Genomic DNA, 25868 nt, shown 5'->3' on the forward strand with positions numbered 1-25868 from the left:
AACTCACGCCAAAGACCCCATAGGATCCCATGGCTCCAGCTCCTGGGGTTCCTCTGCAAGCGCCGTTAAAAGCTCCTCAGGAAGATATTTTTTGCGGACCACCGCCTGGTAAGTGAATTCATCAAACCATTTGGCGCTCATGATAAAATAACCTTTTTGTCCGGCTTCCTCGCCCCAGCTGTTCTCGATTTTCCACCGGTCCGGAAGTCCCTTTTCATCGAAGTTCACGCCAGCGATGACCATAGCGTGATTCATGGCGCTGTCCCTGTAATCCAGGCTCTCTTCCTTGCTCAGGCCAAAGGTCAGGCCTCCCAGCATTTCGCCGTAGAGGAAGGAATCCTGATCCCAGATTCCCAGGTTCCGGTCGCCGAATTTGGAACAGTCGCTGCCAAACCATACCGGCTCCCCGTCCTTTAACTGTTTCACTACCATCTCTTTCAAATCGTCCATCGGGACATTGATATGGCGGACCCTGTCTTCCACCACATTGCCTAAGTACTTGACCGTATAAGCTTTTCCGTAAGGTTTATCCGATGTGGGAGAATTGATGATGCTGACATACTCACTTAAATCCATACCGATATACTTCTCGTAAAATGTTTCCGGCGTCAGATTTCTGTCCACGAAATAGTTTTTATCCTTATCCCTGTATTCAAAGTCAAAGGTTTTTGCCGGTTTTCCAAAGCAGATGCAGAGGGCCCGGTACATTTCGGACAGCATTTCTTCCTTCCGCTCCCAGGGTTCCAGGCCGCGGGATACCAGGGAACGCAGTTCGATGGCGTATTCCCTCAGTTTCCTGTTGATCATCCGGCTCATCACCCTGGTGTTGGAGGACTGGTGAGTCTCCGGCATGGCCGAAATCGGAACCACGCCGTACTTTTTAATGACGGATACGATCATATCCCATTGGCCGCCGTCGCTGATTCCCTGAAGAATCCAGTCCAGCGTCCGGTCCCCTTTGGGAAGGCAGGCGCTGTCGATGACCGATTCCAGGAAATAATTGATCTTCTCAAATTTATCCCAGAAAGCGATATAATTTTCCGACAGCTCAATCCGGTCCATATTACAGTTTTTAGCAGCCACTTCCCTCAGTATATTCAGGGCCGCGAAGATCCAGCACCGGCCGCTGGCCTTCTGCCAGGTAACCTTTGAATCACACAGATCGATGGAAAATGTCATATCCAGTTTCCGCGCCGCCTCACCGTTAAATGAAATGTCCGCCAGTTCTGATTTGGAAGCCGCACAAGCCAGCGTCCGGTAATGGGGATTGCTCTCATATTCAGCGGCACACCGTTTCAGCAGCTCTTTTGTTATGGGTTTTACCTGTTTCATCATCTGATCTGTTCTCCTGTTTTCTCTTCCCGTTCCTTCTGGATCATTTCGTCAATGGCCAGTATGGACATCACATAAATCTTTATAGCTTCTAAAATCCCCTGAATGTTTCTGGCCTCGTCCGGCTGATGCACTCTGCCGTGGCCCGGAGGAAGGAAATCGGCATGAGCGCCGTTTCCTCCTCCGTATCCCACCGCATGTTTTAATTTTCTGGCATAGGTTCCGCCGTCAATCACATAGGGTTCCCGTTCAAGCCCGGTCACTTCATGGTATACGTTCATCAAAGTCTGCACATAGGGATCCTCTTTTGATAAATACAGAGGGCCGTTATTGGTAATATCCTTAACCACAAATCCTTTTCCTGTAATCACCTTCAGGAGCTCCGTCTCAATCCTCTCGCGGTAATCGGTGACAGGATAGCGGATGTTGAATAAAATTTCCGGCAGCGTTCCGTCCATCCTGGCCTTTACCGCAGCACAGACTAATTTCCCGGAAGGTTCGTCACTCCAGTTGATCCCCAGCGTTTTTCCCTCATAATCACCTGTAAATTCCGCCATGCTGCCGCATATCTCCCGGTCAGACGGATCCAGGGCCTCAAGACCTTTTAAAAAGTCCGCCAGCACCCATATGGCGTCGATGGTTCCCTCCGGCATGGAGCTGTGGCCTCCGGTTCCAAACGCTGTCACAATGATCATTCCATCGGATTCCCGGACCCTGATATCTTCTCTTGAACCTGCTGCCGAAGCCGCCTGTTCATATAATCCGGGACAAGGACAGATCTTCGCTTCCGCCTTTTCAGGTATCATATTCTCCGCTTTGCCGCCGGAAAACTCCATAATCTGTACAAATCCCTTTTTAGCCTGCAGAGACAGTTTCAGATTGCCTTTTTCTCCGCAGCACACCGGGAAAAACAGATCCGGAACCATGGAATAATCAGGCATCAGATGTTCTTTTGCGAACCGCTCGATATCCTTCATCCCTTTTTCTTCATTGCATCCGAAGTACAGCATCAGATTGCTCCTAAGCGGAATATTCAGTTCTTTTACTGCCTGCATAGCATACATTCCCACGACTGCGCCGCTTTTATTATCCCCGGCTCCGCGGCCGATCAGGAAACCCTCTTTCTCTATGGGCTCAAAGGGCTCATAAATCCAGTTATCCCCGACCTCAACCACGTCCAGATGAGAGAAAATGCCGATCAGGCCATTATCACTTTTCTCACATCCGTAAAGGGCCGTACCATACCAGTAATCGTGATTGTTGACGTAAAAGCCCCGCTCTTTTGCCATGGAAAGAGCCTGATCCAGCGCCCTGGCGCATTCCTCTCCAAAAGGCTTTTCTTCATCTCCCTCGACGCTGATGCTGGGAATCCGCACCAGCGTCTTTAAATCTTCAACAATCGCATCCCTGTTCCGGTCTATGTATTGCTCTACCTGTTTCATCAGTTCCTGTTTATCCATGATTCCCTTACCTTTTATTTTTTATTTGCAAAATAAGCTCTTAAATATTTTTCCGTATCGCCCGGCTGATAAGGCAGTTTGTTGCCCGGATCCAGACAGGTTGCAAGCGGGCTGTAGCATTCAAGGGCATTGCCGCCTAATACAGCTTTAATGTCTTCAAAATTGATAACAGACGCAACTGCTTTTCTTAAATCCGCAGAATCAGATACGATGGAATTTCCATGCATGTTGAATGCTAACATGAACACGCGGATACCGGAGAATTTCTTCAGGCTTAAATTCGGGTCAGATTCTGCAACATCGTATTTTGTCTGAGGAATGCTGTAGCAGTAGTCCACATCCCCGCTTCTCAGTGCGGAAAGGGCGGTCTCCTGGTCTGCGATAAATTTGTTGGTCAGTGTTTTAATTAATGTGCACTCCGGATCTTTTGTGCGGATTGCCGGGTTTGCAACAAAGTTCATCTGGTAGTCGTTCATGGATGTGAGCACATAGTTTCCGCTTACAGATAACTGGTTGTCATAGCTTGCGCCTTCTACTGTGGTGATGGAATCGCCGTACAGACGGTCTTTGGTCGCGTCATAATTTGCGAAATCCACATCCTTATTCATGTTTTCCACCCATTCGCTGTCCACAATACCTGCGCCATGGAAGGTTAAGCAGTTTAAGATCTGCGGGAACGGTACGGAGGTCTTGCAGCGAACGATCTGGTAATTTCCTGCTTCATTGTCCACTTCGTCTCTTCCGGCCACTGCGCTGCCGATCGGTGTGATGCCATTTTCCAGAACTTCCTTCACGGTCTTTCCGTCAGCGGTTTTTACGCTTTCCAGCTCGCTTAAATCAGTAACCAGTTCAACGGTATCCAGATTTTCATACATGCTGAATGTCTGGTGCATTGGAATGGAGTTTTTGTCTTTTGCTCTGTTTAAAGAATAAACTACGTCTTCACCTGCTACTTTAACCCCTGAATCATATACATTGCCGTCTTTATCGATTCTGGCAAATCCACAGTCGTCTCTCAGAATGAAATAATAGTTCATATTATCGTCTGAAATTGCGTAATTGTAGGATAAAGAGCTTTCTGTCGTAACACTCCAGTCAGGAGCCAGGGTTACCAGATGAATATACATCTCATCCAGGGTATAACCGGAACTCTGGTCGTCCGCTCTGATCGGATCCCATGTGGTGATGCTGGAACCGGTCTGGGTGATCACAAGGGTTCTGGTATCGCGCTGGGTGGTATCGGCGTAATCGATATCTTCCCATCTCTGGTTATTTACAATGCTGTCCGGATTCAGAACATTGCTGAAAGCGCGGGCGTTTAAGTTCTGGTATAAAGGAGTCATGTAGCACTGCTCTTCAATTGCCAGTTTTTCCGCTTTTCCGTAAGTTTCTATGTATTTGTCCTCTGTCTCGCCTGATGCCTGAATAACCAGTTCGTCTAAAGCAGGATCATTGATGCCGGTCACATTGCTGTCGCCTGTGCTCAGCCAGATACCGCGGCAGCCGTAATCCGGAGTTCCGATTGGGTTGGCCCAGCCGGTAAGGGCGATATCAAAGTTTCCGTTTTTCTCCTGCTCCTTAAAGGTCGCTCCATCGGATGCGGCGTTCATTTCCACCGTCATACCCGCTTTTGTCAGTTCGTCACGGATGACGTTGGCCACATTTTCATTGCTGGACTGGTAGAGAAGCCTTAATTTCACCTCTCCGATCTCCACGCCTGCATTGGGGTCTGCTTCCGTGTTTGCCGCTGTCTGGCTTTCCGCAGCCGCTTTTGTGGTATCGCTTTTGGTCTGTACGTTACAGGCTGTCATAGACGCTGCCATGGTTCCGCATAATAATAAGGACACCAGTTTTCTTTTTTTCATAGATTAAATTCCTCCTTGGATTTATTTTATCGGCATTACCGATTAAAACCTTAATTTGCCTTCCATCATTTCCCTGGTTCTGTGGCAGGCCACAAAATGATCCGGCTTCACCTCTTCAAACGCCGGGTTTTCAACTAAACAGCGTTCCGTCGCAAACGGACATCTGGGTGCGAACCGGCAGCCCGGTTTTGGATTTACCGGCGATCCGATCTCCCCTTTTAATATGATTTTCTCCTTCTTCACCTTCACATTTACCGACGGTATGGCGGAAAGAAGGGCGATGGTATAGGGATGAAGCGGGTTTTTAAACACTTCATTTTTCGGCGCTTTTTCAATCATCTGTCCCAGATACATAACGCCGATATTGGTGGAAATGTGTTTGATAACCGACATATCATGGGAAATGAATATATAAGTCAGTCCCAGCCTCTCCTGAAGTTCCATCATCAGGTTGATGATCTGCGCCTGTACGGATACGTCAAGCGCGCTCACCGGTTCGTCGCAGACAATGAATTTGGGATTTACGGAAAGGGCTCTGGCGATAACCACCCTTTGGCGCCTTCCGCCGTCAAACTCATGAGGATACATGTTGTACATCCGCTTGGACAGCCCGGTCAGTTCCATCAGCTCTTCCACCCGTTCCCGCCGTTTGGCCGCATTTCCATAGAGGTTGTGCAGTTTTAAAGGTTCCTCAATGATCTGTGATATGGTGTATCTGGGGTTTAAAGACGCATAAGGGTCCTGGAAAATGATCTGCATCTCTTTTCTCATCTGCCGCATCTCTTCCTTATTAAAAGACACGATATCCATGTCGTTGAAAATCACTTTTCCGGCAGTAGGCTCATGGAGCCTTAAAATGGAGCGTCCCAGGGTGCTTTTTCCGCATCCGGATTCCCCTACGATGCCCAGGGTCTCCCCCTTTTCAATTTTAAAGCTTACATTGTCCACCGCATGAAGCTGTCCGCCATTGGCTACCTGAAAATATTTTTTAAGTCCGATTACTTCCAGCATTGTATTCATGGCTTCACGCCCCTTTCTCGTCATCACCGTTTCCTAATGGGAAGAAGCATTTGTATCTGTGGCTTCCCTCCGTCATCTCCGGGGACTTCGTTTTACAGATTTCCTGACAGTATTTGCATCTTGGATGGAAATAACAGCCTGTAGGCGGCTCCGCCATATTCGGGGTCATTCCTTCAATGGGAACCAGCTTGGTGCTGTCTTCATCCAGTTTTGGTATGGAATCGAACAGGCCGCAGGTATAGGGGTGTCTGGGGTTTAAATAAACCTCTTCTACCGTGCCCGTCTCCACGATTTCACCGGCATAGACAACCGCCACCTTGTCACAGGTTTCTGCCACCACGCCTAAATCGTGGGTGATCATCACTAAGCCCATCTGGAACTTTTCCTTCAGGTTCATCATGATATCCAGCACCTGGGCCTGGATGGTAACGTCCAGAGCCGTGGTGGGCTCATCCGCGATCAGCAGATCCGGGTTGCACAGAAGGGCCATGGTGATCACCACCCTCTGTTTCATGCCGCCTGAAAACTGGTGGGGATAATCGTTAAAACGTTCTGATTTCACACCTACCAATTCCAGCATCTCGATACAGCGTTTCTTCGCCTCTTCTTTGCTCATTTTATTATGTCTTCTCAAAACTTCGATCAGCTGGTCCCCTACCGTCATGGTAGGGTTCAGCGCCGTCATGGGGTCCTGGAAAATCATGGAGATTCCATTTCCCCTGATCTTTTCATTCTCTTTATCTGAATTGGTAATCAGGTTTTTCCCCTTAAAATAGATTTCGCCTTCGGTGATCACTCCCGGCGGATCGGGCACCAGCTGCATAATCGCCATGGCCGTGGTGGTCTTTCCCGCGCCGGTTTCCCCTACCAGGCCGATGCTGTCGCCCTCATTTAAGTCAAAACTGATCCCATTGACCGCATATACTTCTTCTTCGTCGGTGATATAGTGCACATGCAGGTTTTTCACCTGCAGAATACATTTTTTCTCCTGCTGTTCCATCGTCCGTCTCCCTTCTACTTCAGTTTTGGATCAAGCGCATCCCTCAGGCCGTCTCCCAAAAAGTTAAACGCCAGCACCAGAAGCACAATTGCAAACCCGGGGAATATAGCCATATAAGCGTTTGTTTCCAGGTAAGAACTTCCCGCTTTCAGGATGTTGCCCCATTCCGGTATCTGAGGCGGGATTCCAAGGCCCAGATAGCTGAGGGAGCTGACTGCCGTAACGCCCGCGCCGATTCCCAATGTGGCCCTGATGATTAAAGGCGCCATGGAATTGGGCAGAATATGTTTAAATATAATCACCTTATCCTTTGCTCCGCAGGCCCTGGCCGCTTCCACGAATTCTGCGTCGGACAGGGTGAGGACCGAAGCCCTGATGGTTCTGGCGTAGCTGGGAATGGCTCCGATTCCCAGGGCGATCACGATGTTGACCGTGCTGGTTCCAAATGCCGCGATGATGGCGATTGGAAGCAGAAGTCCGGGGATTGCCATAAACACATCCAGGATTCTCATGATGATGTTATCCGTGCTGCCTGAATAAAATCCCGCAACCGCGCCTAAAAGGATGCCGGCTATAATCGACAACGCGGTGGATACAATGCCTACAGTTAAGGAAATTCTGGCTCCGAACACAACTCTTGTGAACACACAGCGGCCGTAATCATCGGTTCCGAATGGGTAGGCCAGGCTCGGCGCATTTAAAATCAGTGAATAATCATTGTCAATGGCAATTCCATAATCAAAAGTCAGATTCGCACAGATGGAAAGGGTGAGCAGGAATACGATGATAAATGCCCCCATAACCGCCATCTGGCTTCTGAACAGACGTTTCACCACATCGATCCAGCCGATGGATACGTTATCGTCTTTGGTCCAGCTCTTTCTTAACAGCACCGCTCCCAAAAGAAGGGAAAACAGATTGCCGGTCAGCGTGGTGGCGATCAGGATCACGCCCAGAACAGCCATCATTTTATCCGCTTTATTGCCGTTTACATGGGTTACCACAAGGGGAAGGCTGACCGCATGGATCAGGATCACAACCGCCAAAACTCCCATTCCCAGGAAAAATGTATCGCAGACATAGGGTTTAAAAACATTCATATAGGACACGATCATGATCAGAATCTCAACCAGCACCATGTAGCATCCAATGAGGTATTCCAGGTTCTTTTCCTTTTTAATCAGCATCAGCCCCGCAAGGGCGCAGAAAATATTTCCGTTTATTATTGTCGCCGCCAGAAGGATTCCTGTCAGCCTCACCCCTCTGCTGATCCCGTTTGTCTTTAATATCTGGCTTTTTACCGCCTGCCAGATCAGAAATGCCACAGCCGCTTCCGCCAGGAAAATCCCGCCGATTAAAAGCGGCGCGGTCCCAAAGGATTTCGTCTTAATGTCAAATGACAGGGCCGCCGAAATGAACGCCAGCAGAGCGGAACCGCCGCATCCGAAGGCCAGTATTTTCTGTTCCTGAAAGCGGTTTAACTTTCGTATATTCGCTTTCTTTATAAAGTAATTTTCAGTTTTCATATTCCTCACCCTCCCTATTGGCTCTTCAGCCTGGACTTGATACGGGGATCAAGATATACATAAATCAGGTCAACTGCCAGGTTCATAAGGCTGATAATAATGGATACATATACCACGCCTGCCAGAATTGCCGGAATATCAGGAAGGAACTGTTTATCCACAACATAACTTCCGATTCCCTTTACATTAAACACTTTTTCGATTATGGCCGAACCGCCCAGCATACCGCCGAACTGAAGCCCGGCTACGGTTACGATGGGGATCATCGCGTTTCCAAGGGCATGTTTGACGATCACCCTGATATTGCTGAGGCCTTTCGCCTTAGCCGTAACGATGTAATCCTGTCCCAGCACCTCCAAAAGGGCGGAACGGGTATTACGGGCCAGGCTGGCCGCCAGATGGGTCCCCAGCACAATGGCCGGCATCAAAAGCGACAGTTTGTTGTCCGCCACATAGGAGGCAGGCAGCAGATGGGTGTTGATGGAGAAGTTTAAAATCATAATCATACCAAACCAGAATGCGGGCAGCGACAGGCCAACCAGGGCGATGAACATGAAAATATAATCATATGCCGTATTGGGTTTCACCGCTGTCAGAATACCGATCGGAATCGATATGACAACCGCAATCAGGAAGGCGTAAACGCTCATTTCCAAAGTTACCGGGAACTTTCTTAAAATAGCCGCCATAACGTCTTCATTGCCGGAATAGGAATTGCCCATGTTAAAGGTGGCAAGATTTTTGAAGTTATGGAATAACTGGATGATATAAGGTTTATCCAGTCCGTATACACGGTTAAAATCATCGATCTGCTGTTGTGTAGCAGTCTCTCCAAGCACGTTTAACGCAGGGCTTGAAGACGCGAAATGAAGAATTGTGAATACCACGAACACCACGCCGAAGGCCACAAAAATCATCATAATCAATCGTTCAAATATGTACCGGCTGTATGCGTTGGAAAAGATCAAAAGCAGAATATACATCGGGAAAGATGTAATCACTGAAAGCGCCAGCCATGTCTTGTTCTCCAGACATCCGCATAAATACTGTAAAAAAGTTTTCTGTCCGCTTTTCCCGTCTTTCTGGTAAGCTGCCTTCACCCTGGCGGAAATTTCTTCTTCCGTATCCGCCTTAATCTGCCGTTCCAGTTCCTTTTGGAATTCAGCTCCATTTTCCTGTTTTCCAAAATACCGGTATTTATTTGACAGATAATACCTGGCGCTGTCCCGTATCCGTTCAAGCGTTCCATCCCCTTCTGCATCGCTCTTCGCTGCCTCCCGGTATCTGCCGTATTCTGCCTCTTCCTTTTTCCTGTTAATCATAAAACCCAGGAAAGCCACTATAAAAGTGGGAAGACCAAACACGATCACAGCTATCCGGTACAGCGGTTTTCTAAATGCTCGATTCATAAGCTTGTCAAGTTTGTCTTTCATCTAACAGTCCCTCCAGACATTCCTCACCCTCGGTGATTTTTTCATAATTACCGCGTTTTACCGTTAATTATTTGTTAAACCCATAGTATCACATCATCAAATCAACCGTCCAATATACGATTTTTATCTATTTATATCAAAATGCGTATGAATGATAATTGATTTTTATTATGAATGGCAAATATAATCTGACAAATGTCAGAAACCATCAGGAAATGATTACAAATAAAAAGAACCGGAGCCAACACTTTTTAGTCAAAGTATTGACATCGGTTCTCCTTTGTTCAACGTTCCGGGCAAACCTGTGGTTCCATTCATCCCAAAGCGGCAGATTCCATATTCCGATGCAGCGTCAGCCGCAGCCTGAACAATCCCCTTCCCCTTCCGATTCGAAATAGCTGATCACATATTTTCTGAATTCTTTGGCCATCCCGTTAAAATGATGCCCGGCCTTCCAAACTATATAATGTTTTCTGGTATATTCCGGATCCACAATGGGGATAAAGGCCAGCTGGCTGTTTCCGGCATTCTTCCTGGCCCGCTCTTCGGTCATCAGCGCAATGCCTTCCCCGGCGGCCACCATCTCCGCCATATGGCAGTGGAAACATTCGGTGGTCACATTGGCCGTAAAACCTGAATTTTGGCACATCTCGTCGGTGATCATCCTGTATTCGTACTCTTTGGGCAGATTGATAAATTCCTCCCCCTTCAAATCGCAAAGACGGATGGTCTTTCTTTCAGCCAGTGGATGGGAGGAGGAAACGGCCAGCATCATCTTCTCTTCCCGGATCATCTCTCCCACAATGCCGGGAGCTGAACTGAGACGGCTGGATATCACGTAATCCACTTCATTCTTCTGCAGTTCCTCTTCAATACTGTCCGGAGTGATGTTAATCTGCCTGATCCTGCTGTTTGGAAACTGCTCTTTAAAATGAACCAGCATCATCTGGGAAAACGGCTTGCTGACAATGCCCAGATTCAGCACATTCTCCAGCTTCTTGCAGTAGGTATCCACTTCCCTCTGAGCCTTGCTCAGGATATCCAGAGCCTGCTCCACATGTTCCAGATAGATTTCCCCGCATTTATTCAGATAAATCCCCCTTCCAATACGGTCAAAAAGAGGGACCCCCACCTCGCTTTCCAGCCTGGCAATGCTCACGCTGAGAGCCGGCTGGGCCACATTCAGCTTCTTGGCCGCATTCGTCAAATGTCCCGATTCCGCAACAGCCTTAAAATATTCCAGTTGGACGATATCCATGTCTGCCTCCATTCATTGAATTCCACATTCCATCTCAACAATCTGGCTAAATTATATCAACCTTATCACCAGACTGCAAGATCGAATTTTCATTTTTTATCATTTTGGATTTTAATTAATCTGATATTTAATTTATTAATATGGATTTGTATATCAACTAATAAAAAGCATATATTGGACTTTCCCACCTTCTGATAGTACCATTAGAAGAAAAGGGTAAAGGAGTTTTGCGCTTATGAATCCTGAGTATGATTTTGATAAACCAGTATGCAGAAAGGGGACCAACTGCATCAAATGGGACCGGAGCAGGGGGAAATTCCAGGAAGAGGACCTGCTGCCCCTTTGGATCGCCGACACCGATTTCTGCTGTCCCAACGAAGTGACTGAAGCCATCCAAACCAGGTGCGCCCACCCCATATTCGGCTACAGTTTCCCTTCGGAGGATTACTATACCAGCATCATCAACTGGTTTGAAAGCCGCCACAGCCTCACGCTCCAGAAGGACTGGATAAGGGCCTGCTGCGGGGTCGTAACTTCCATCAGCTACAGCATACAGGCGTTGACAAAGCCGGGCGACAAGGTGCTGATCCAGACGCCGGTTTACGATCCGTTCCAGGCGGTGATCGAATCCACCGGAAGAAGGATGGTGGAAAATCCCCTGATTTACGCCGGAAATACCTATGAGATCGACTTTGAAGGGCTGGAAGAGGAATTAAAAGGCGGGGTACGCCTTATGGTATTCTGTAATCCCCACAATCCCGTGGGCAGGGTCTGGACACCGGAGGAAATCTCCCGGATCGTGTCCCTGTGCCGCCGCTATCAGGTATACCTGGTTTCCGATGAAATCCACTGTGACATCGAGCTGTTTGGCAGCCGTTATACCTCCGTCCTCTCTTTCCCGGAAAGCCATCCGGTTGCGGTGAGCTGCATCGCTCCCGGAAAAACATTTAATATATCCGGTCTGGGCGTTTCCAGCATGCTGATCCCCAACCAGGAAATTCATCAGAAAATTTTCTCAAAGCTCAGGAGCGCATGGCTTTTAAACCCGTCTGTCCTGTCCATGGAAGCGTCGGCCGCCGCTTATGCCAATGGCGGAAGCTGGCTGGACGCCCAACTGGCTTACATAGAAGGCAATGCCAGACTGGTTTATGAACGTCTGGCCGCTTCGGCGCCCAACATAAAACCCGCCGTCCTGGAAGGAACATTCCTCATGTGGCTGGACTTCCATTCGTTTCATATGGCTGACGACAGCCTTCACCAGGAACTGATCCACACCTGGCATCTGGGGCTGAATGACGGAAATCACTACGGAACAGGAGGGAACGGATTCATGCGGATGAACATCGGCTGTTCCAGGGAACTGCTTTCCCAGGCTCTGGACCGTCTGATTCAGATGCATGAAGTTCATTTTCCACAACAGTTCTGACAGGTCTGAACTGCTGTCATTTTCCCTCTTTAGAAAGGAGTTAACTATGGCATCTTATGCAATTATCGGCTTCGGATGCGCCGGCTATTATGCGCTGACCGCAATCCGCGATGCGGATTCCACAGCAACTGTGGATATCTATTCCGACCACCCGGACGCCCCTTATAATCCCATGCTCACCACCTATTACGCGTCAAACAGGCTCCGCTACGAAGGCATGTTTCCATTCGGTGAGCTGGAGGACATCGCCCTGGCCTATAAGGCCAATATCTTCTCCAATACAGAAGTAACCGCTTTAAACGCAGAGCTGAAAGAGGTGGTTTCAGAAGACGGAACCGTCCGCCGGTATGACAAAATCCTCATCGCCACTGGGGCCCGCTCCCTGATCCCCCCTCTGCCCAACGACTGTCCGGAACGGACCATCTATATGAGAACCCTGGACGATTCCAGGAATTTAAAGAAGCTGCTGGAAACGGAGAACCTGTCTTCAGCCGTTGTGGCAGGAGCATCCATGGCGGGAATCAAAGTGCTGGAAGTCCTTTACAACAATGGCATGGACACAACCTTAGTGGATATGGCCCCCCATATCTTCCCTCTGGCCGCATACCCGGAAACGGCAAAACGGATTGAAAAGCGGCTTATGGAAAAAGGCGTCAAGCTGAAATTTTCCTCCGGCCTTTCCGCAATCCGCAAAGGCAGTGAAACGGCCCTTTCGGTGGAGTGTTCCGACCAATCCCGGATTCCGGCCGATGTGGCCGCCCTCTGTATCGGAACCAGAGCCAACACTTCTCTGGCTTCCTCTTCCGGCATCCTGGTCAGCCGGGGAATCGTGGTGGATCAGGATATGCAGACCTCCTGTCCGGGAATCTACGCGGCCGGGGACTGCTGTGAAGGCAATAACCTTCAGAGCCAAACCACCCAGATCATCGGACTGTGGGCCAACGCCGCCTATCAGGGATACACGGCGGGAGCTAATATGGCAGGCAGTAAAAAAGAGTTTAAAGGCAACATTTTACATAACATCACCCATTTCTTCGATATGGATTTCATCGGATTCGGAGACAACCGGATCCAGGGAACTACGATAACATTTGAAAATAAAGAAAAAGACTTATGGATTGAAGCGGTTAAAAAAGACGGTGTGCTGGCTGGAATCAATATCCTGGGCGGCAGCCGGATCAGCGGTATCCTGAAGAACCATCTGCTGAGCATTGTGCAGAACCATCATCAGGTCATTTCCGATATGCAGAGAGGCGTTCTGCTCAGGGAAGGGCTGAGCGAAGAACTGATTCACCAGTTGGAAGGAGGCTCTCATGACAAGAATTGAAGAACTGTTAAAAGCGAAAATTCCCTGTCCTGAAACAGGAATTGAAGTCCGTCATACCATGTGTGACATCTGTTCCCCCTCCTCTCACTGCGGCGTGGACGCCTATGTGAAAGACGGCGTGGTCATAAAGGTGGAAGGAACCAAGGATCACCCCTTAAACAGAGGCCTTCTGTGCACCAAAGGGGCGGCCAACCGCCAGTATATCTACCGGGAAGACCGGATCAAAACCCCGTTAAAACGGACCGGACCAAAAGGGAGCGGTTCCTTTGAGCCCATTACCTGGGAAGAGGCATACCAGACCATCGCGTCCAAACTGCTGAAAGCAAAAGCGGAATACGGAGCCCAGTCCGTGCAGTTTTTCTCCGGCTACAGCAAATGGTACCGCCCCATCCTGCAGCGCCTGGCCTATTCCTTCGGCTCGCCCAACTATGGTACGGAATCCAGTTCCTGCTTCACATCCGGGCTGATGGCATGGCAGACCGCAACCGCTTCTCCCGCCCGGCCTGATATGAAAAATTCCAAATTATTTCTGGGATGGGCCCACAACCCCTATTTTTCAGGCTATTTAGGCGCTAAAAGCACGGAACGTTTGAAAAAAGCAGGCTGTAAATTCATCATCGTGGACACCATGTATACCCAGACTGCCGAAAAAATCGCGGACCTGTTTTTACAGCCAAGGCCCGGCACAGACGGAGCCCTGGCCCTGGCAATTGCCAACGCCCTGATCCAAAACGGTTGGATCGACCGGGATTATATCGACCGGTACGTACACGGTTTTGAAGAATACGCCGAATACTGCCGCAGTTTCAACGAATCCAACGTGGAAGAAATGACCGGCGTCCCTTATGAAAAAGTGCTGGCCGCAGCCAAAATGATTCATGAAAACGGGCCCATCAGCGTCCGTGAAAGTTCCGCCCCCCTGGCCCATCACGTCAATGGAATGCAGAACTACCGGGCCATCATGGCCTTAACCGCCATCACCGGAAGTTACGATAAAAAAGGCGGGCAGATGCCTGTAGAATTCACCTATATCCATCAGGCATCCGGCTACCACACCCTGGAACATGAATTTGTGGCCGAAGCGAGGAAAGCTCCTATGGCCGATCCTGTGGGGGCAAGACGGTTCCCTCTCTGGAATCTGCTGGAACACGAAACCCAGTCCATGGACATTTCCAGACAAATTTTAACGGGAGACCCTTATCCACTGAAGGCTATTGTGGCCTTTGGAATGAATTTCAGGATGTTCCCCGACAGTGAAAAGATGAAACGGGCTTTAGAGCAGATCGATTTCTTCGTGGATACTGACCTTTTCATGACGGATACCTGCCAATATGCGGATATCGTGCTCCCGGCCTGCAGTTCTTTTGAACGGGAAGAATTCAAATCCTATCCCGGCGGATACGCATTTTATACCACGCCTGTAATCGAACCGCTTTATGAATCCAAACCGGATACCACAATCATGTGTGATCTGGCAAATTATATGGATCTGGATGATCCTCTGCTGAGAAAGGGCTACCGGGCCTGTCTGGAATACATACTCAGCCCCATTTCCTATACGGTGGACCAGCTTCAGGAAGCCAACGTGCCCCTGAAAGTGCCGGAATTCAAACCGCATCAGGAAATGGCCACCCTGAAACGGGGCCTGAAAACGCCCACAGGAAAATTCGAACTGAAATCCGAGCTGATCGCGGCCCATCCCGAATGGGGGCTGGACCCTCTTCCTACCTATAAAGAGCCTCTGGATTCCATAGATAAGGAGCAGTATCCATTCACCCTCACGTCTGGCGGACGTTTACCCAACGCCCTCCATTCCAGGCTTCACGATGTAAGCTGGCTCCGCAGCCTGAGGCCAAAAGCCATGGCCGATATAAATCCCGATGATGCCAGGGAAATGGGAATTGCCCAGGATGACGTGATTGAGATCAGCACGCCGGTGGGAAGTGTGACCGTATGCGCCAACTTATCCTACCACAATCCTGCCGGGTTAATCAGCCTCTATCACGATTACCGGGAAGCTAACTTCAACAGCCTGATGAACTGTGACCGCTTAGATCCCTATTCCGGTTTCCCGGCCGTCCGTTCCAACCGGTGCCGTGTCACAAAGAAAGGAGATTTCCATGAAAAAAATGATTCTGGACTTTGATGCTGAACTCTGCTGTTCCTGCGGAGCCTGTGCGGTGGCATGCATGGATCAGAACGACTATGATCCCAAAACGGGAACTGCCCCTTTCCGCACCATATTTGAAATGCAGCACAAAGATGAAAAGCCGGTATTCACCCATTATTCCGTGGCCTGTATGCACTGCTCACCGGCTCCCTGCATCACTGCCTGCCCCGTAGGCTGTCTGAAAAAGGACCCGGAAACCGATCTGACCATATTCGACACCACCGACTGCATCGGATGCCATAGCTGCTCCATGGCCTGCCCATTCGGAGCTCCCTCCTTCAACGCCCAGGGAAAGATGGAAAAATGCAACGGCTGCTATCTCCGCCTCCAGCATGGCATGGAGCCCGCCTGCGTCCGCGTCTGCCCCACCGGCGCCCTGCGCATGGTGACCGAGGAAGAGTATGAGGCCTCCCATGGTTCCGGTTCTATTACGGAAACGGCACGTGAGATCGCGGGACGGCAGATTTAGGAATGGCTTGACAGTCTCAGAATCTGTCTGGCAGATTCTGAGACTGTCCGACAGATTCTGAGACTGTCCGACAGATTCGGGAACTGACATGCAGATTCAGGAACTATCAAGCAGATTCGGGAACTACCAAGCAGATTCGGGAACTACCAAGCAGATTCGGGAACTACCAAGCAGATTCGGGAACTGACATGCAGATTCAGGAACTACCATGCAGATTCGGGAACTGACATGCAGATTCGGGAACTAACATGCAGATTCGGGAACTGACATGCAGATTCGGGAACTGACATGCAGATTCGGGAACTGACATGCAGATTCAGGAACTGTATCTTGGATGCAAGAAAGGAATCATTATATTATGAAGAAACTAAAACTTTTCCAGGAAGCACTGAAGAAAGAGGGGATTGAAGCCGCGCTGGTCACCTCCTCCACCAATCTCTTTTACCTGACAGACTTTTTTGCCAGCGCCGTGTTATTAGTCACCCCCTGTGAAAGCTGGTATTTTACCGATTTCCGCACCATTGAAGGGGCACAAAAGCATTTTTCCGAATCCGGCATTCATTTAGAACAGGCCGATGGGGATTTTCTCCCCATTGTCTGTCGGCTGGCAGAGGATTTAAACCTCAGTTCCCTGGCCCTTGAAAACAACACACTGACAGTCAATCAGTTCAGACGGTATACGGAAATGCTGCCCTGCACCGCCATTTTTCTCAACAGCCTTTTAGAAAATCTCCGCCATCAAAAGCTGCCGGAAGAGATTGAATGCATGATCCGCGCCCAACGGATTGCAGAACAGTCACTAAAAGAACTCCTCCCCATGATACGCCCCGGCGTCACGGAGCAGGATCTGGTAGCAGAAATGGTATACCGGCTGTACAAAAATAAAGCGGAAGGGCTGGCCTTCCCTGTCATCATCCTCAGCGGCGCCAATTCCTCCCTCCCCCACGGCTTTCCGGGAACGAGGACCCTGCAGCCCGGCGATTTTGTCACCCTGGACTTCGGAGTAAAAATCGGCGGATACTGTTCCGATATGACCAGAACCTTTGCCTTAGAATATGCAACAGACGAGATGAAAGAAGTTTACGACCTGGTCTTAAAAGCCCAATTGGCCGGCATCGAAGCGCTGGCCCCCGGAAAGACCGGAGATGAGGTAGACAATGCCGCCCGGGCCGTCATAGATTCCACCCCCTACAAAGGCACGTTCGGACACGGCCTGGGCCACTCCGTAGGCCTGATCTGCCACGACGGCCTCCGGGCATCCCAGGGAAGCAAAGATATCCTTGCCGTCGGAAACGTAATCACCATGGAACCCGGCATCTACCTCCCCGGCAGGTTCGGAGCGCGAATTGAGGATATGATCTGGCTTTCGCCGGAAGGAAAGAAAAATCTGACGGAATTTCCTAAAGAATTGACTATATTGTGATTTAATTAGTGGGGGGTACGCAGGAAAACGGGATGAGGGGATGGAGGGCGAAGCGGCTGTTTGGACTCGGGCAGAGGGGAATCCATGGGTGCTGAAAACCAGCTTCCAACCGTAAGTGAAACTAAGACTCCAGGGATGGAAAAAGACGGTCCGATGCCCATTCACGGTAAACTCTTTATGGGACTTTACCGTTCAGTGGGCATCTCAGAAACTGATTTGGTTTTCAGTTTCTGCCCGTCTTTTTCCATTCCTGGAGTCTAAGTTTCACTAACGGTTTCCAGATGGCTTTCAGCACCCATGGATTCCCCTCTGCCCGAGTCCAAACAGCCGCTTCGCCCTCCATCCCCTCATCCCGCTTTCCTGCTGGTTTTCTCTGACACAAGTAATTAAAAACAATTTTAGAATTATAAGAAAATTTAACGTCAAGCGTGAAGGCATTTACAAAAAAGCCTTGATGTTTTACTGTTAATTCCCACGTCAGTTACATTAACTGTCTAAACATCAGCCCTCAAGGCATTTTCAAAAATGACATGGAGATTTGATGTAAATCCCCACACCATTTACATCAAATCTCCATGTCATATTCGCCATAACCTACACGAATTACCAAATACCTTCTCACTGAAACGCTTCTTTGCTCTTTCTACTCCTTTGCCCCGGATTCCCCTTATTACAGGCGTAACTTTGGCCAATCACCCAAATATATTTGAAGTAACGAAGCAGAGAAAGCAGAGACGTATTTGACTAAGACGATGTTTGGTATTTAGTGCAGATTATCGTATAGACATTTGAAGTAACTGACATGGGAATTAACAGTAAAAGGCCAAGGCATTTTCGAAAATACCTTCACCCTTTATTTTAAATTTGCTTTTATTATTTGAGCCAGAGAAAACCAGCAGAAAAGCGGGAGGAGGGGGCGGACAGACGGCCGGAATTTTGGAAGGGGCCTGGCGGAGGGGCATCCGGCGGTGATGAAAGCCATCTGGAAACCGTTAGTGAAACTTAGGCTCCAGGGGTGGAAAAAGACGGGCAGAAACTGAAAACCGAATCAGTTTCTGAGATGCCCACTGAACGGTAAAGTCCCTTAAAGAGTTTACCGTGAATGGGCATCGGACCGTCTTTTTCCATCCCTGGAGCCTTAGTTTCACTTACGGTTGGAAGCTGGTTTTCATCTCCGCCGGATGCCCCTCCGCCAGGCCTCTTCCAAAATTCCGGCCGTCTGTCCGCCCCCTCCTCCCGCTTTTCTGCGTAACTTTCCCTAATTAAACCCCAATTTAATTTATTCCTCCCCCAGCAAACAGACACCTGTATATTCTTTGATGAACCCCCGGATTACCGTTTCCTTATTCCGCCGCCGTGCATACCTGAAAAGCGTGCTTTCGTCGATCAGATATCTCTCAAATGCATTTTCATAAACCGCTTTTCGTTCTTCTGTATCCAATAAATCCAGCAGCAGTTTATTCGCAAATAAATCCACCAATATCTTTTCCAGCCTCACTTTATGGGGATCATTCCTGTGCCGCGGGGACTCGGAGGAAAGGGGGAGCACGACTACCGTCTCCCCTTCCAGATACTTTTTAAAATATTGATGCGCCGGTTTCAGCCAGACACTGCATTCCAGATACCTGCGCAGATGTTCAAATGCCGTCTCCATCTGCTCTTTTGATACCTCCACAAATGCGATATGGGGACATCCGCCTCTGTCCGGTGCGAACTCTTCCAGCATCCTGCTGTCCCAAACCTGATAATTAAACCTGGCCTTTTTCATCTCCAGCACCTCCAGGGCTCTGGACGATAAGGAGGAATAATCCGGTTCATACCGTTCCTTATCCAGTTCACTTCCCGCCAGTGTATACATATTGCGCCCGATGCGCTTGAAAATATTCTGTTCCTGACAATTATAGACAAACCAGTCCATGGATTCTTTAGACAATTCGGGATGAAGCTGTTTCATCAGATCCCACAGATCTTCCCTGCTGATCACCGACCGGTTATGGCTGTGTTCCAATTCTCCCATTTTTTCCCTATACCCCCGGCCCTTTCTCCTGTTTCGACGGCGCTGTCGCTCCCGGCTCTCCCGGTCCCTTAGGGCCGGAACCACCTGACGGGGCCTGGGTTTGCTGCGGAGCCGCCGTGGTATCGGCAGCCGTCACAACTCCCACTCCCCCATCGCTGGTCTGCGGCTGGGTAGGGGCAGTTTCCGGCGTCGGTTTTGTCTGTACAGGTGATGTTTCCGGTATGGGTGATGTCTCCGGCACAGGCAATGTCCCCGGCACAGGCGATGTTTCCGGAACTGCCGGTGTCTCGGGTACGGCAGGTGTCGTCTGCGGCTGGGTGGCCGCCGGTGTCGTAGCAGGAGGCGTTGTCGTCGATGTCCCCTTTGACTCACTGCCTTCCAAATGATAACAGAGGACAGGATCCCCTGCTGCAATATTCTCATAAATCGTCTTTGCGACAGGCGGCGGCAGGTTCACACAGCCGTGGGAACCGTTGGTCTTATAAATGGTTCCGCCAAATTTATTCCGCCAGTCCGCGTCATGAAGGCCGATCCCTCCGTTAAACGGCATCCAGTAATCCACCGGCGTCGCATAGTTTTCGCCTTTTAGTGTCGCATTTCTCTGTTTATAGGTCAACGGATAAGCGCCTGCAGGCGTAGCCCATCCCCTTGATTCATTGCCCGATACAAAATCAGCTTCCGCAATCATCTTTCCGTCTTTATAAAACCACAAGTGCTGTGCGGTCAGGTTCACTTCCACATATGTACTGCCGTAGTCATTTTCCCCATGGCTGGCGGCCTTCTGCAGATATTCAGGCTCTCTGGTCTGGCTTTCCCCTGACCGGAGCGCCGCTGTTAACGCTTCTGTTTCCGCGGTCTGGTTTATTCTCCAGCCATAATTTCCTCCCACGATCCTGACCGTTTTCCCCGAATTGGTTTTCAGGGTTTTGGGCTGATATGCCGTATCATATTTCTTGGCAAGCTGCTTTACAAACTCCTTTACCTGAGCGGTGTCCAATGCGACGGTGGAATCCGCGTTGACAGAAATCCACTGATGGACCGTATCGCCGTCCAGCACTTCCTGTTTATCGCCAAACTTATAAGTCACCTTCATATTCACATACTTATTCAGGTTTTGAACCGCTGTATTAAGCGCCTCATCCTCACTGGTAACAGCCGCCTGGGCGTAGCATCCGATGTCTTCCAGAACCAACTGATCCCGGAGGCTTTCAACCGCTTCTGCGATCTTTTCCTTCACGACTGCCGGGTCCGCCTGGGTTCCCTTTGTCTCAGGGATTATAGTGTAGCCCTGTCCCGGAATATAATCAGATAAATGGGCGTCTTCCGGTTTTATCATCTTCTCTTCATCCAGACATTCCAAAGCTCCCACCGCTTTATCAAATGCCTCCGGGTCAAATGCGATCATCGTATCAATCACATACTCTGTGGTGTTCTTTTTATGTTTCAGCCATTCATTGGTATTCTGTCCCGCTACGATCTCTTCCAGCGTTCCATCGAATTTACAATATAGCCCAATGTCGTCTTTTCCAATGGTTTCCGTTTTATCTCCCCGCCCTTTTATGGTTAACACATAATTGTCGATTCCCGAGGAAATTAAACGCTGCACCTCTTCAACAGTTTTATCTGAAGCATCAATGCCGTTTATCGTCGTATTGGGGAAAAATAAGGAATTGTATTTCTTTCCCATCTGAACATACACAACAGCCGCCAGCGCCAGCAATATAATCAAAGCCAATACAACTGCCGCTGCTATGACACTTCCTTTTGAATCCTTTTTTCTTCTGCTGCGCAATTCACGCTGCTGCTCCATGCTTAAAATCCTTTCATCATCAATCATTTGCATCATCGTCACATATCATGAAAATATAACAGGCATCCAGGCTCAAATCCGCCGTGACGGCCTGATCCGGATGCCATTTGGATTTTAACATAAAACAGTTAAATATACAATGCTATTCTGCCGCCTTAAATGCTTCGTCTAAATCTTGTAAGATATCCGAAATATTTTCGGTTCCAATGGACAGCCGGATCGTATTTGGCTTGATTCCCTGCTCCAAAAGTTCCTGCTCATTCAACTGGGAATGGGTGGTGGAAGCCGGATGGATCACCAGGGATTTCACGTCCGCCACATTGGCCAGCAGGGAAAATAATTCCAGATTATCTATAAATTTCTTCGCCTTCTCCCCATCCCCTTTGATCTCAAATGTAAAGATGGAGCCGCCTCCATGAGGGAAATATTTCTGGTAAAGGGCTTTCTGCCCCTCATCCTCCGTCACGGACGGGTGATGAACCTTTTCCACCATAGGATGACGGTTTAAATACTGAACCACCTTCAGCGCATTTTCCACATGGCGTTCAACTCTGAGGGAAAGCGTCTCCAGGCCCTGAAGCAGTAAAAATGCATGGAACGGCGACAAGGTGGCTCCCGTATCCCTCAAAAGCACGGCCCGTATCTTGGTCACAAACGCTGCCTTTCCAACCGCTTTCGTAAAACTCACCCCATGATAGCTGGGATTCGGTTCCGTTAAGGACGGGAATTTTCCTGACGCCTCCCAGTCGAACCGGCCGCTGTCCACGATAACGCCGCCTAATGTGGTGCCGTGTCCTCCGATGAACTTTGTGGCGGAATGAACCACGATATCCGCCCCATATTCGATGGGCCTGATCAGGTAAGGCGTTCCAAATGTATTGTCAATAACCAGAGGAATGCCATGAGAATGGGCTGTCTGCGCCGCACGTTCGATATCCGTGATATCGGAATTGGGATTTCCCAGGGTCTCGATGAAAATCGCTTTTGTATTCTCCCGGACCGCATGTTCCATAGCCCCTTCCTCAAAAGGGTCCACAAACGTGGTCTCCACCCCGAACTCCTTAAACGTATGGGCCAGAAAGTTATAGGTGCCGCCATAAATGTTCCGGGCCGCCACGATATGATCTCCTGCATGGGCCAGGTTCTGAAACGTATAGGCGATGGCCGCCGCGCCGGAGGCCACCGCAAGGGCCGCCACACCGCCCTCCAAAGCCGCCATTCTCTGTTCAAACACGTCTTCCGTAGGGTTTGTCAGCCTTCCATAGATATTTCCCGCATCCGACAGGTCGAACCGGCCGGCCGCATGACGGCAGTTGTCAAACACATAAGATGCCGTCTGATAGATCGGAACCGCTCTGGCGCCGGTGGCAGGATCAGGGATTTCCTGGCCTGCGTGAAGCTGTAATGTTTCAAATCTCAAATTTCTGTCCGCTCTCTTGATCTTTTCTCCCATACTCATGTCTCCTCAACCTGTTTTATTTGGCTTCTTAATTCATATTATTTTAATAGGAATAATATTAAATGGGATTATATTCCATATGGGCACGGTTGTCAAGTTTTTTTTAAAGTATTAACAGCTCCCTGCAGCGATGTGTAACAGTTCAGACAGGTCTGAACTTATGCATCCAGCCCATTAAAGCCGCCTGCGGCGAAGGGCTGGATGCCTGCGGCCACTATGTTTTCGTACATTCCGCGCAGTAAATGCGCAGACCTATCTGAACCTATCTGAACTGTTGCAGCGATTTTCCAGCCCCAGCGGTTCTTATCTTTATTTAGAGAAGACCTTATATATAGAAGAAACCCCTTCACCATCCCTCAAAATAAGAATCCGGCGAAATTTCTATATAGTGAAAAAGGATCGAAAAACCTCTGTTTTTCAATCCCCTTTCACATCTTATTTTACTAATAGCCCCGCACATCCAATCTCATCTATGGTTTTAAGCTCGCGTTTCCAGCTTTGCAATCACGTCTTCAACTTTCACTCCCTCAAACCCGGCCATCACCAGATCCGCCTCACAGAGTACTTGGGGGCTGCCGATGCCAACCGCCTTCATTCCGCCGTTATGGGCAGCCAGAATACCGGCGGCCGCGTCTTCGAAAACAATGCATTCAGAACCTGAGAGCCCCAGCGCCTGGGCCCCCTTTAAAAATACCTCCGGATCCGGTTTCGCCCTGCTTGTCTTCGTTCCGTCAATAACGGCATCGAACAGTTCCCTGATTCCAAGCCCTTCCAGGATCATGGGGGAATTTTTGCTGGCGGATCCCAAAGCGGTTTTATACCCCTTATCTCTGGCATCCGTCAAGAATTCCCGAACTCCGGGAAGAATCTCGTCTTCTCTCAGTTTTTTAATGTAATCCACATAAATTTCATTTTTCTTGGCACAGCAGGCTTCTTTCTCCTCCTGGGACATGGTTTTCTTTCCGATTTCCAAAATGATCTCAAAACTGGCCATCCGGCTCACACCCTTCAGCCGCTCGTTATCCTCCTGGGTAAACAAAATCCCCAGCTCATCGGCCAGACTTTTCCACGCCATAAAATGGTATTTTGCCGTATCCACAATGACGCCGTCCAGATCGAACAGTAACCCTTTATATGTACTCATGATCTCTCCTTTCCTCTCACAAGCGGGCATCCCATTTGCCGCAGAACGGATTCACCGGACTTTTGCCTTTAAATTCGCTTCGTCCGGCCAGCTTCTCAACCAGCGCTTCCAGACAGTAATCGTTGTTGCTGTAACAGTTGATATACGTCTTTACTCTCGGGAAATCCAGCAGATGATATGGGTTTTCCAGAGAGACAAATACGGTCGGAACGTCATTCAGATAATGTCCGCAGTCCGCTCCCATGGGCTGTTTCCACTCGATCCTCACCACCGTCTGGTTGCTCTTTGTGGAGAGATTCGCCACATACAAAATCAGGTCATAGTTCTTTACAATCTCTTCATATTTGGTGGTAAACCCTTCTCCATAGGGCTGGGGCACGAAGTCGGTTATCTCAAACCCTTCTGCTTCCAGCAGTTCCTTCACCTTGGCGCAGGCAGGTTTTACCTTATAATTGCCTTCGCCGCCTTCCCCTGGCTCAATGGTATAAAATAAGATCCGTTTATACCGCTCTGGCGTAACCGGAAGGACTCCCGGCTGTTCTTTCACAAGGGTAATAGCCCGGTCGGCGCACTCTTTTGCCCAGTTTCTATGGGTTTCGCAGCCTACGATTTTCTCTGCGGCCTCTGTGCTGATCTCCGGCACGCCTTTATGAAGCCCCAAAGCTGCCTTCGTGGCAAGGATTCTGGTAACGGCCTCATCCAGACGTTCCGGCGTAATGACGCCGTTTTTAATTCCCTCCAGCATAAATCCATAGTCTTCTTCCAGATTCCTGGCGAACAAAAACATATCACAGCCTCTGGCAATGCTCTCAGGAACCGCCTGTCTGCGGCTCATAGCCAGCATATAGCCTGCCATGGTTGTGGCGTCTGTGCAGATCAGGCCATTGAATCCCATTTTATCCCTTAAAAGCCCCTGAAGCAGTTCTTTACTGAGTGTGGCCGGCATAATTTCATCATCTTTAATGGAAGGATTCAGTTTTCTGGTCCAGGCCGGCTGCATAATATGGCCCGCCATAACCGTAAGGGCACCTGCGTCAATAGACGCCTGGTAAGCGGCCCCATAGGTATCCATCCACGTGCCGCAGTCCATATCATTGATGGAAGTCACCAGATGCTGATCCCTTTCATCCTGCCCGTCTCCCGGAAAATGTTTAATAGAAGCCGCAAATCCCAGGCTCTGTACCCGCTCCACATAGGCTCTGCCCATGTTCTTCACCCGTTCAGGATCGGAACCGAAGGTTCTGGTGTTGGTGATGGGATTTCTGAAGTTGCTGTCAATATCGATGATCGGCGCAAACGCCCAGTTAGCTCCTACAGCGCCCGCCTCACGGGCGCATGCTTCCGCCATCTTCGCGGCCATTTCCACATCGTCCACAGCCGCAATTTCCATAGGTGAACCCACCAAAGTGCCTTCACTTACGATTCCATTTCCCCCTTTTTCCAGGTTCGCAGCGATGAGAAGGGGCACTCTGCTCCTGCCCTGCAGCTCCTTTGTAGCCGCGACTGCCCGCTTTGTGGGGATTACCCGGTACATGCAGCCGCCGGGTTTCAATATATTGAACACGTAATCAAACTCTTCCTGTTTTGCCTCTTTAAAAAGAACGCAGAACAATTGACCTGCCTTTTCCTCCACGGTCATGGCAGAACGGGTTTTCTCCACCCATTCCACAGCCTCGTCATCCAGAAAAAATGGGTTTGCCTTTAAATCGATCATAACAACTCTTTCCCT

The 25868-nt window shown here is 49.4% G+C and carries 20 protein-coding genes; 6 read left to right on the forward strand and 14 right to left on the reverse strand.

Going from position 1 to position 25868, the window contains the following annotated elements:
• Window positions 1–3 precede the first annotated feature (3 nt).
• The 8 genes from GPL15_RS12445 to GPL15_RS12480 all read right to left on the reverse strand — a co-directional run bounded on the left by GPL15_RS12445 (window position 4) and on the right by GPL15_RS12480 (window position 10894).
• Window positions 4–1335: a C1 family peptidase gene (locus GPL15_RS12445; RefSeq protein ID WP_252198358.1), complete on the reverse strand. Its 1332-nt coding sequence runs from the start codon at window positions 1333–1335 to the stop codon at window positions 4–6.
• Window positions 1332–2792, reverse strand: coding sequence for a Sapep family Mn(2+)-dependent dipeptidase (locus GPL15_RS12450; protein WP_215698998.1), 1461 nt, complete (start codon window positions 2790–2792; stop codon window positions 1332–1334). Before GPL15_RS12450 ends, GPL15_RS12445 begins: the two co-directional genes overlap by 4 nt.
• 14 nt (window positions 2793–2806) lie before the next feature.
• The gene (locus GPL15_RS12455) at window positions 2807–4657 is read right to left on the reverse strand and encodes an ABC transporter substrate-binding protein (protein WP_215698999.1); all 1851 of its coding nucleotides are present in this window, start codon (window positions 4655–4657) and stop codon (window positions 2807–2809) included.
• 42 nt (window positions 4658–4699) lie between these two features.
• Window positions 4700–5701, reverse strand: coding sequence for an oligopeptide/dipeptide ABC transporter ATP-binding protein (locus GPL15_RS12460; protein ID WP_275950479.1), 1002 nt, complete (start codon window positions 5699–5701; stop codon window positions 4700–4702).
• Window positions 5682–6677, reverse strand: a complete 996-nt coding sequence (locus GPL15_RS12465; RefSeq protein ID WP_215699000.1) for an ABC transporter ATP-binding protein — start codon at window positions 6675–6677, stop codon at window positions 5682–5684. Before GPL15_RS12465 ends, GPL15_RS12460 begins: the two co-directional genes overlap by 20 nt.
• A gap of 14 nt (window positions 6678–6691) precedes the next feature.
• Window positions 6692–8203: an ABC transporter permease gene (locus tag GPL15_RS27465; RefSeq protein ID WP_252198360.1), complete on the reverse strand. Its 1512-nt coding sequence runs from the start codon at window positions 8201–8203 to the stop codon at window positions 6692–6694.
• A 14-nt stretch (window positions 8204–8217) separates the two neighbouring features.
• Window positions 8218–9636: an ABC transporter permease subunit gene (locus GPL15_RS12475; RefSeq protein WP_215699001.1), complete on the reverse strand. Its 1419-nt coding sequence runs from the start codon at window positions 9634–9636 to the stop codon at window positions 8218–8220.
• Between the two features lie 352 nt (window positions 9637–9988).
• The gene (locus GPL15_RS12480) at window positions 9989–10894 is read right to left on the reverse strand and encodes a LysR family transcriptional regulator (RefSeq protein ID WP_215699002.1); all 906 of its coding nucleotides are present in this window, start codon (window positions 10892–10894) and stop codon (window positions 9989–9991) included.
• A gap of 235 nt (window positions 10895–11129) precedes the next feature.
• Here GPL15_RS12480 and GPL15_RS12485 point away from each other — a divergent pair, with 235 nt between their 5' ends.
• The 6 genes from GPL15_RS12485 (at window position 11130) to GPL15_RS12510 (ending at window position 17970) form a co-directional block, all read left to right on the forward strand.
• A complete protein-coding gene (locus GPL15_RS12485) occupies window positions 11130–12320 on the forward strand; it encodes a MalY/PatB family protein (RefSeq protein ID WP_215699003.1) in 1191 nt (396 codons plus the stop codon).
• Between the two features lie 46 nt (window positions 12321–12366).
• Window positions 12367–13647 carry an FAD-dependent oxidoreductase gene (locus GPL15_RS12490; protein ID WP_215699004.1) on the forward strand — a complete coding sequence of 427 codons (1281 nt, stop codon included), beginning with the start codon at window positions 12367–12369 and terminating at the stop codon, window positions 13645–13647.
• Window positions 13634–15793, forward strand: coding sequence for a molybdopterin-dependent oxidoreductase (locus GPL15_RS12495; RefSeq protein WP_215699005.1), 2160 nt, complete (start codon window positions 13634–13636; stop codon window positions 15791–15793). The genes GPL15_RS12490 and GPL15_RS12495 overlap by 14 nt, the downstream gene beginning before the upstream one ends.
• The gene (locus GPL15_RS12500) at window positions 15768–16286 is read left to right on the forward strand and encodes a 4Fe-4S dicluster domain-containing protein (RefSeq protein ID WP_252198361.1); all 519 of its coding nucleotides are present in this window, start codon (window positions 15768–15770) and stop codon (window positions 16284–16286) included. The genes GPL15_RS12495 and GPL15_RS12500 overlap by 26 nt, the downstream gene beginning before the upstream one ends.
• A 358-nt stretch (window positions 16287–16644) precedes the next feature.
• Window positions 16645–17709: an aminopeptidase P family protein gene (locus tag GPL15_RS12505; protein ID WP_215699006.1), complete on the forward strand. Its 1065-nt coding sequence runs from the start codon at window positions 16645–16647 to the stop codon at window positions 17707–17709.
• Window positions 17710–17769: 60 nt separating this feature from the next.
• On the forward strand, window positions 17770–17970 hold the full coding sequence (locus tag GPL15_RS12510; protein ID WP_215699007.1) for a hypothetical protein: 201 nt from the start codon (window positions 17770–17772) through the stop codon (window positions 17968–17970).
• A gap of 741 nt (window positions 17971–18711) precedes the next feature.
• Here the strand turns inward: GPL15_RS12510 and GPL15_RS27740 are convergent.
• From GPL15_RS27740 to GPL15_RS12535, 6 genes are all read right to left on the reverse strand, one after another.
• Entirely contained in the window at window positions 18712–18837 is a 126-nt protein-coding gene (locus GPL15_RS27740) for a hypothetical protein (protein ID WP_275950480.1), read from the reverse strand.
• Between the two features lie 151 nt (window positions 18838–18988).
• Complete coding sequence (locus GPL15_RS12515) at window positions 18989–19726, reverse strand: DUF6577 family protein (RefSeq protein WP_215699008.1); 738 nt, start codon at window positions 19724–19726, stop codon at window positions 18989–18991.
• A 7-nt stretch (window positions 19727–19733) separates the two neighbouring features.
• The gene (locus GPL15_RS12520; protein WP_252198363.1) at window positions 19734–21572 is read right to left on the reverse strand and encodes a L,D-transpeptidase family protein; all 1839 of its coding nucleotides are present in this window, start codon (window positions 21570–21572) and stop codon (window positions 19734–19736) included.
• 106 nt (window positions 21573–21678) lie between these two features.
• Entirely contained in the window at window positions 21679–22989 is a 1311-nt protein-coding gene (locus GPL15_RS12525) for an O-acetylhomoserine aminocarboxypropyltransferase/cysteine synthase family protein (protein WP_215699009.1), read from the reverse strand.
• 484 nt (window positions 22990–23473) lie between these two features.
• Entirely contained in the window at window positions 23474–24139 is a 666-nt protein-coding gene (gene pgmB / locus GPL15_RS12530; RefSeq protein WP_215699010.1) for a beta-phosphoglucomutase, read from the reverse strand.
• Between the two features lie 16 nt (window positions 24140–24155).
• The gene (locus tag GPL15_RS12535) at window positions 24156–25853 is read right to left on the reverse strand and encodes a glycoside hydrolase family 3 N-terminal domain-containing protein (RefSeq protein ID WP_215699011.1); all 1698 of its coding nucleotides are present in this window, start codon (window positions 25851–25853) and stop codon (window positions 24156–24158) included.
• Window positions 25854–25868 lie beyond the last annotated feature (15 nt).

This window comes from Clostridium sp. MCC353 (assembly GCF_018785315.1).
In the GTDB taxonomy this organism is placed as follows: Bacteria; Bacillota; Clostridia; order Lachnospirales; family Lachnospiraceae; genus CHH4-2.

Excerpts from the sequence above, each read along its gene's own strand:
- GPL15_RS12485 (WP_215699003.1), top strand. The coding sequence starts at position 11,130 with ATGAATCCTGAGTATGATTTTGATAAACCAGTATGCAGAAAGGGGACC.
- GPL15_RS12490 (WP_215699004.1), top strand. The coding sequence starts at position 12,367 with ATGGCATCTTATGCAATTATCGGCTTCGGATGCGCCGGCTATTATGCG.
- GPL15_RS12520 (WP_252198363.1), bottom strand. The coding sequence starts at position 21,572 with ATGATGCAAATGATTGATGATGAAAGGATTTTAAGCATGGAGCAGCAG.
- GPL15_RS12480 (WP_215699002.1), bottom strand. The coding sequence starts at position 10,894 with ATGGATATCGTCCAACTGGAATATTTTAAGGCTGTTGCGGAATCGGGA.
- GPL15_RS12475 (WP_215699001.1), bottom strand. The coding sequence starts at position 9,636 with ATGAAAGACAAACTTGACAAGCTTATGAATCGAGCATTTAGAAAACCG.
- GPL15_RS12515 (WP_215699008.1), bottom strand. The coding sequence starts at position 19,726 with ATGGGAGAATTGGAACACAGCCATAACCGGTCGGTGATCAGCAGGGAA.
- GPL15_RS12505 (WP_215699006.1), top strand. The coding sequence starts at position 16,645 with ATGAAGAAACTAAAACTTTTCCAGGAAGCACTGAAGAAAGAGGGGATT.
- GPL15_RS12445 (WP_252198358.1), bottom strand. The coding sequence starts at position 1,335 with ATGATGAAACAGGTAAAACCCATAACAAAAGAGCTGCTGAAACGGTGT.
- GPL15_RS12465 (WP_215699000.1), bottom strand. The coding sequence starts at position 6,677 with ATGGAACAGCAGGAGAAAAAATGTATTCTGCAGGTGAAAAACCTGCAT.
- GPL15_RS12495 (WP_215699005.1), top strand. The coding sequence starts at position 13,634 with ATGACAAGAATTGAAGAACTGTTAAAAGCGAAAATTCCCTGTCCTGAA.
- GPL15_RS12450 (WP_215698998.1), bottom strand. The coding sequence starts at position 2,792 with ATGGATAAACAGGAACTGATGAAACAGGTAGAGCAATACATAGACCGG.
- GPL15_RS27740 (WP_275950480.1), bottom strand. The coding sequence starts at position 18,837 with ATGGAAAAAGACGGTCCGATGCCCATTCACGGTAAACTCTTTAAGGGA.
- pgmB (WP_215699010.1), bottom strand. The coding sequence starts at position 24,139 with ATGAGTACATATAAAGGGTTACTGTTCGATCTGGACGGCGTCATTGTG.
- GPL15_RS12535 (WP_215699011.1), bottom strand. The coding sequence starts at position 25,853 with ATGATCGATTTAAAGGCAAACCCATTTTTTCTGGATGACGAGGCTGTG.
- GPL15_RS12460 (WP_275950479.1), bottom strand. The coding sequence starts at position 5,701 with ATGACGAGAAAGGGGCGTGAAGCCATGAATACAATGCTGGAAGTAATC.
- GPL15_RS12455 (WP_215698999.1), bottom strand. The coding sequence starts at position 4,657 with ATGAAAAAAAGAAAACTGGTGTCCTTATTATTATGCGGAACCATGGCA.
- GPL15_RS27465 (WP_252198360.1), bottom strand. The coding sequence starts at position 8,203 with ATGAAAACTGAAAATTACTTTATAAAGAAAGCGAATATACGAAAGTTA.
- GPL15_RS12500 (WP_252198361.1), top strand. The coding sequence starts at position 15,768 with ATGAAAAAAATGATTCTGGACTTTGATGCTGAACTCTGCTGTTCCTGC.
- GPL15_RS12525 (WP_215699009.1), bottom strand. The coding sequence starts at position 22,989 with ATGGGAGAAAAGATCAAGAGAGCGGACAGAAATTTGAGATTTGAAACA.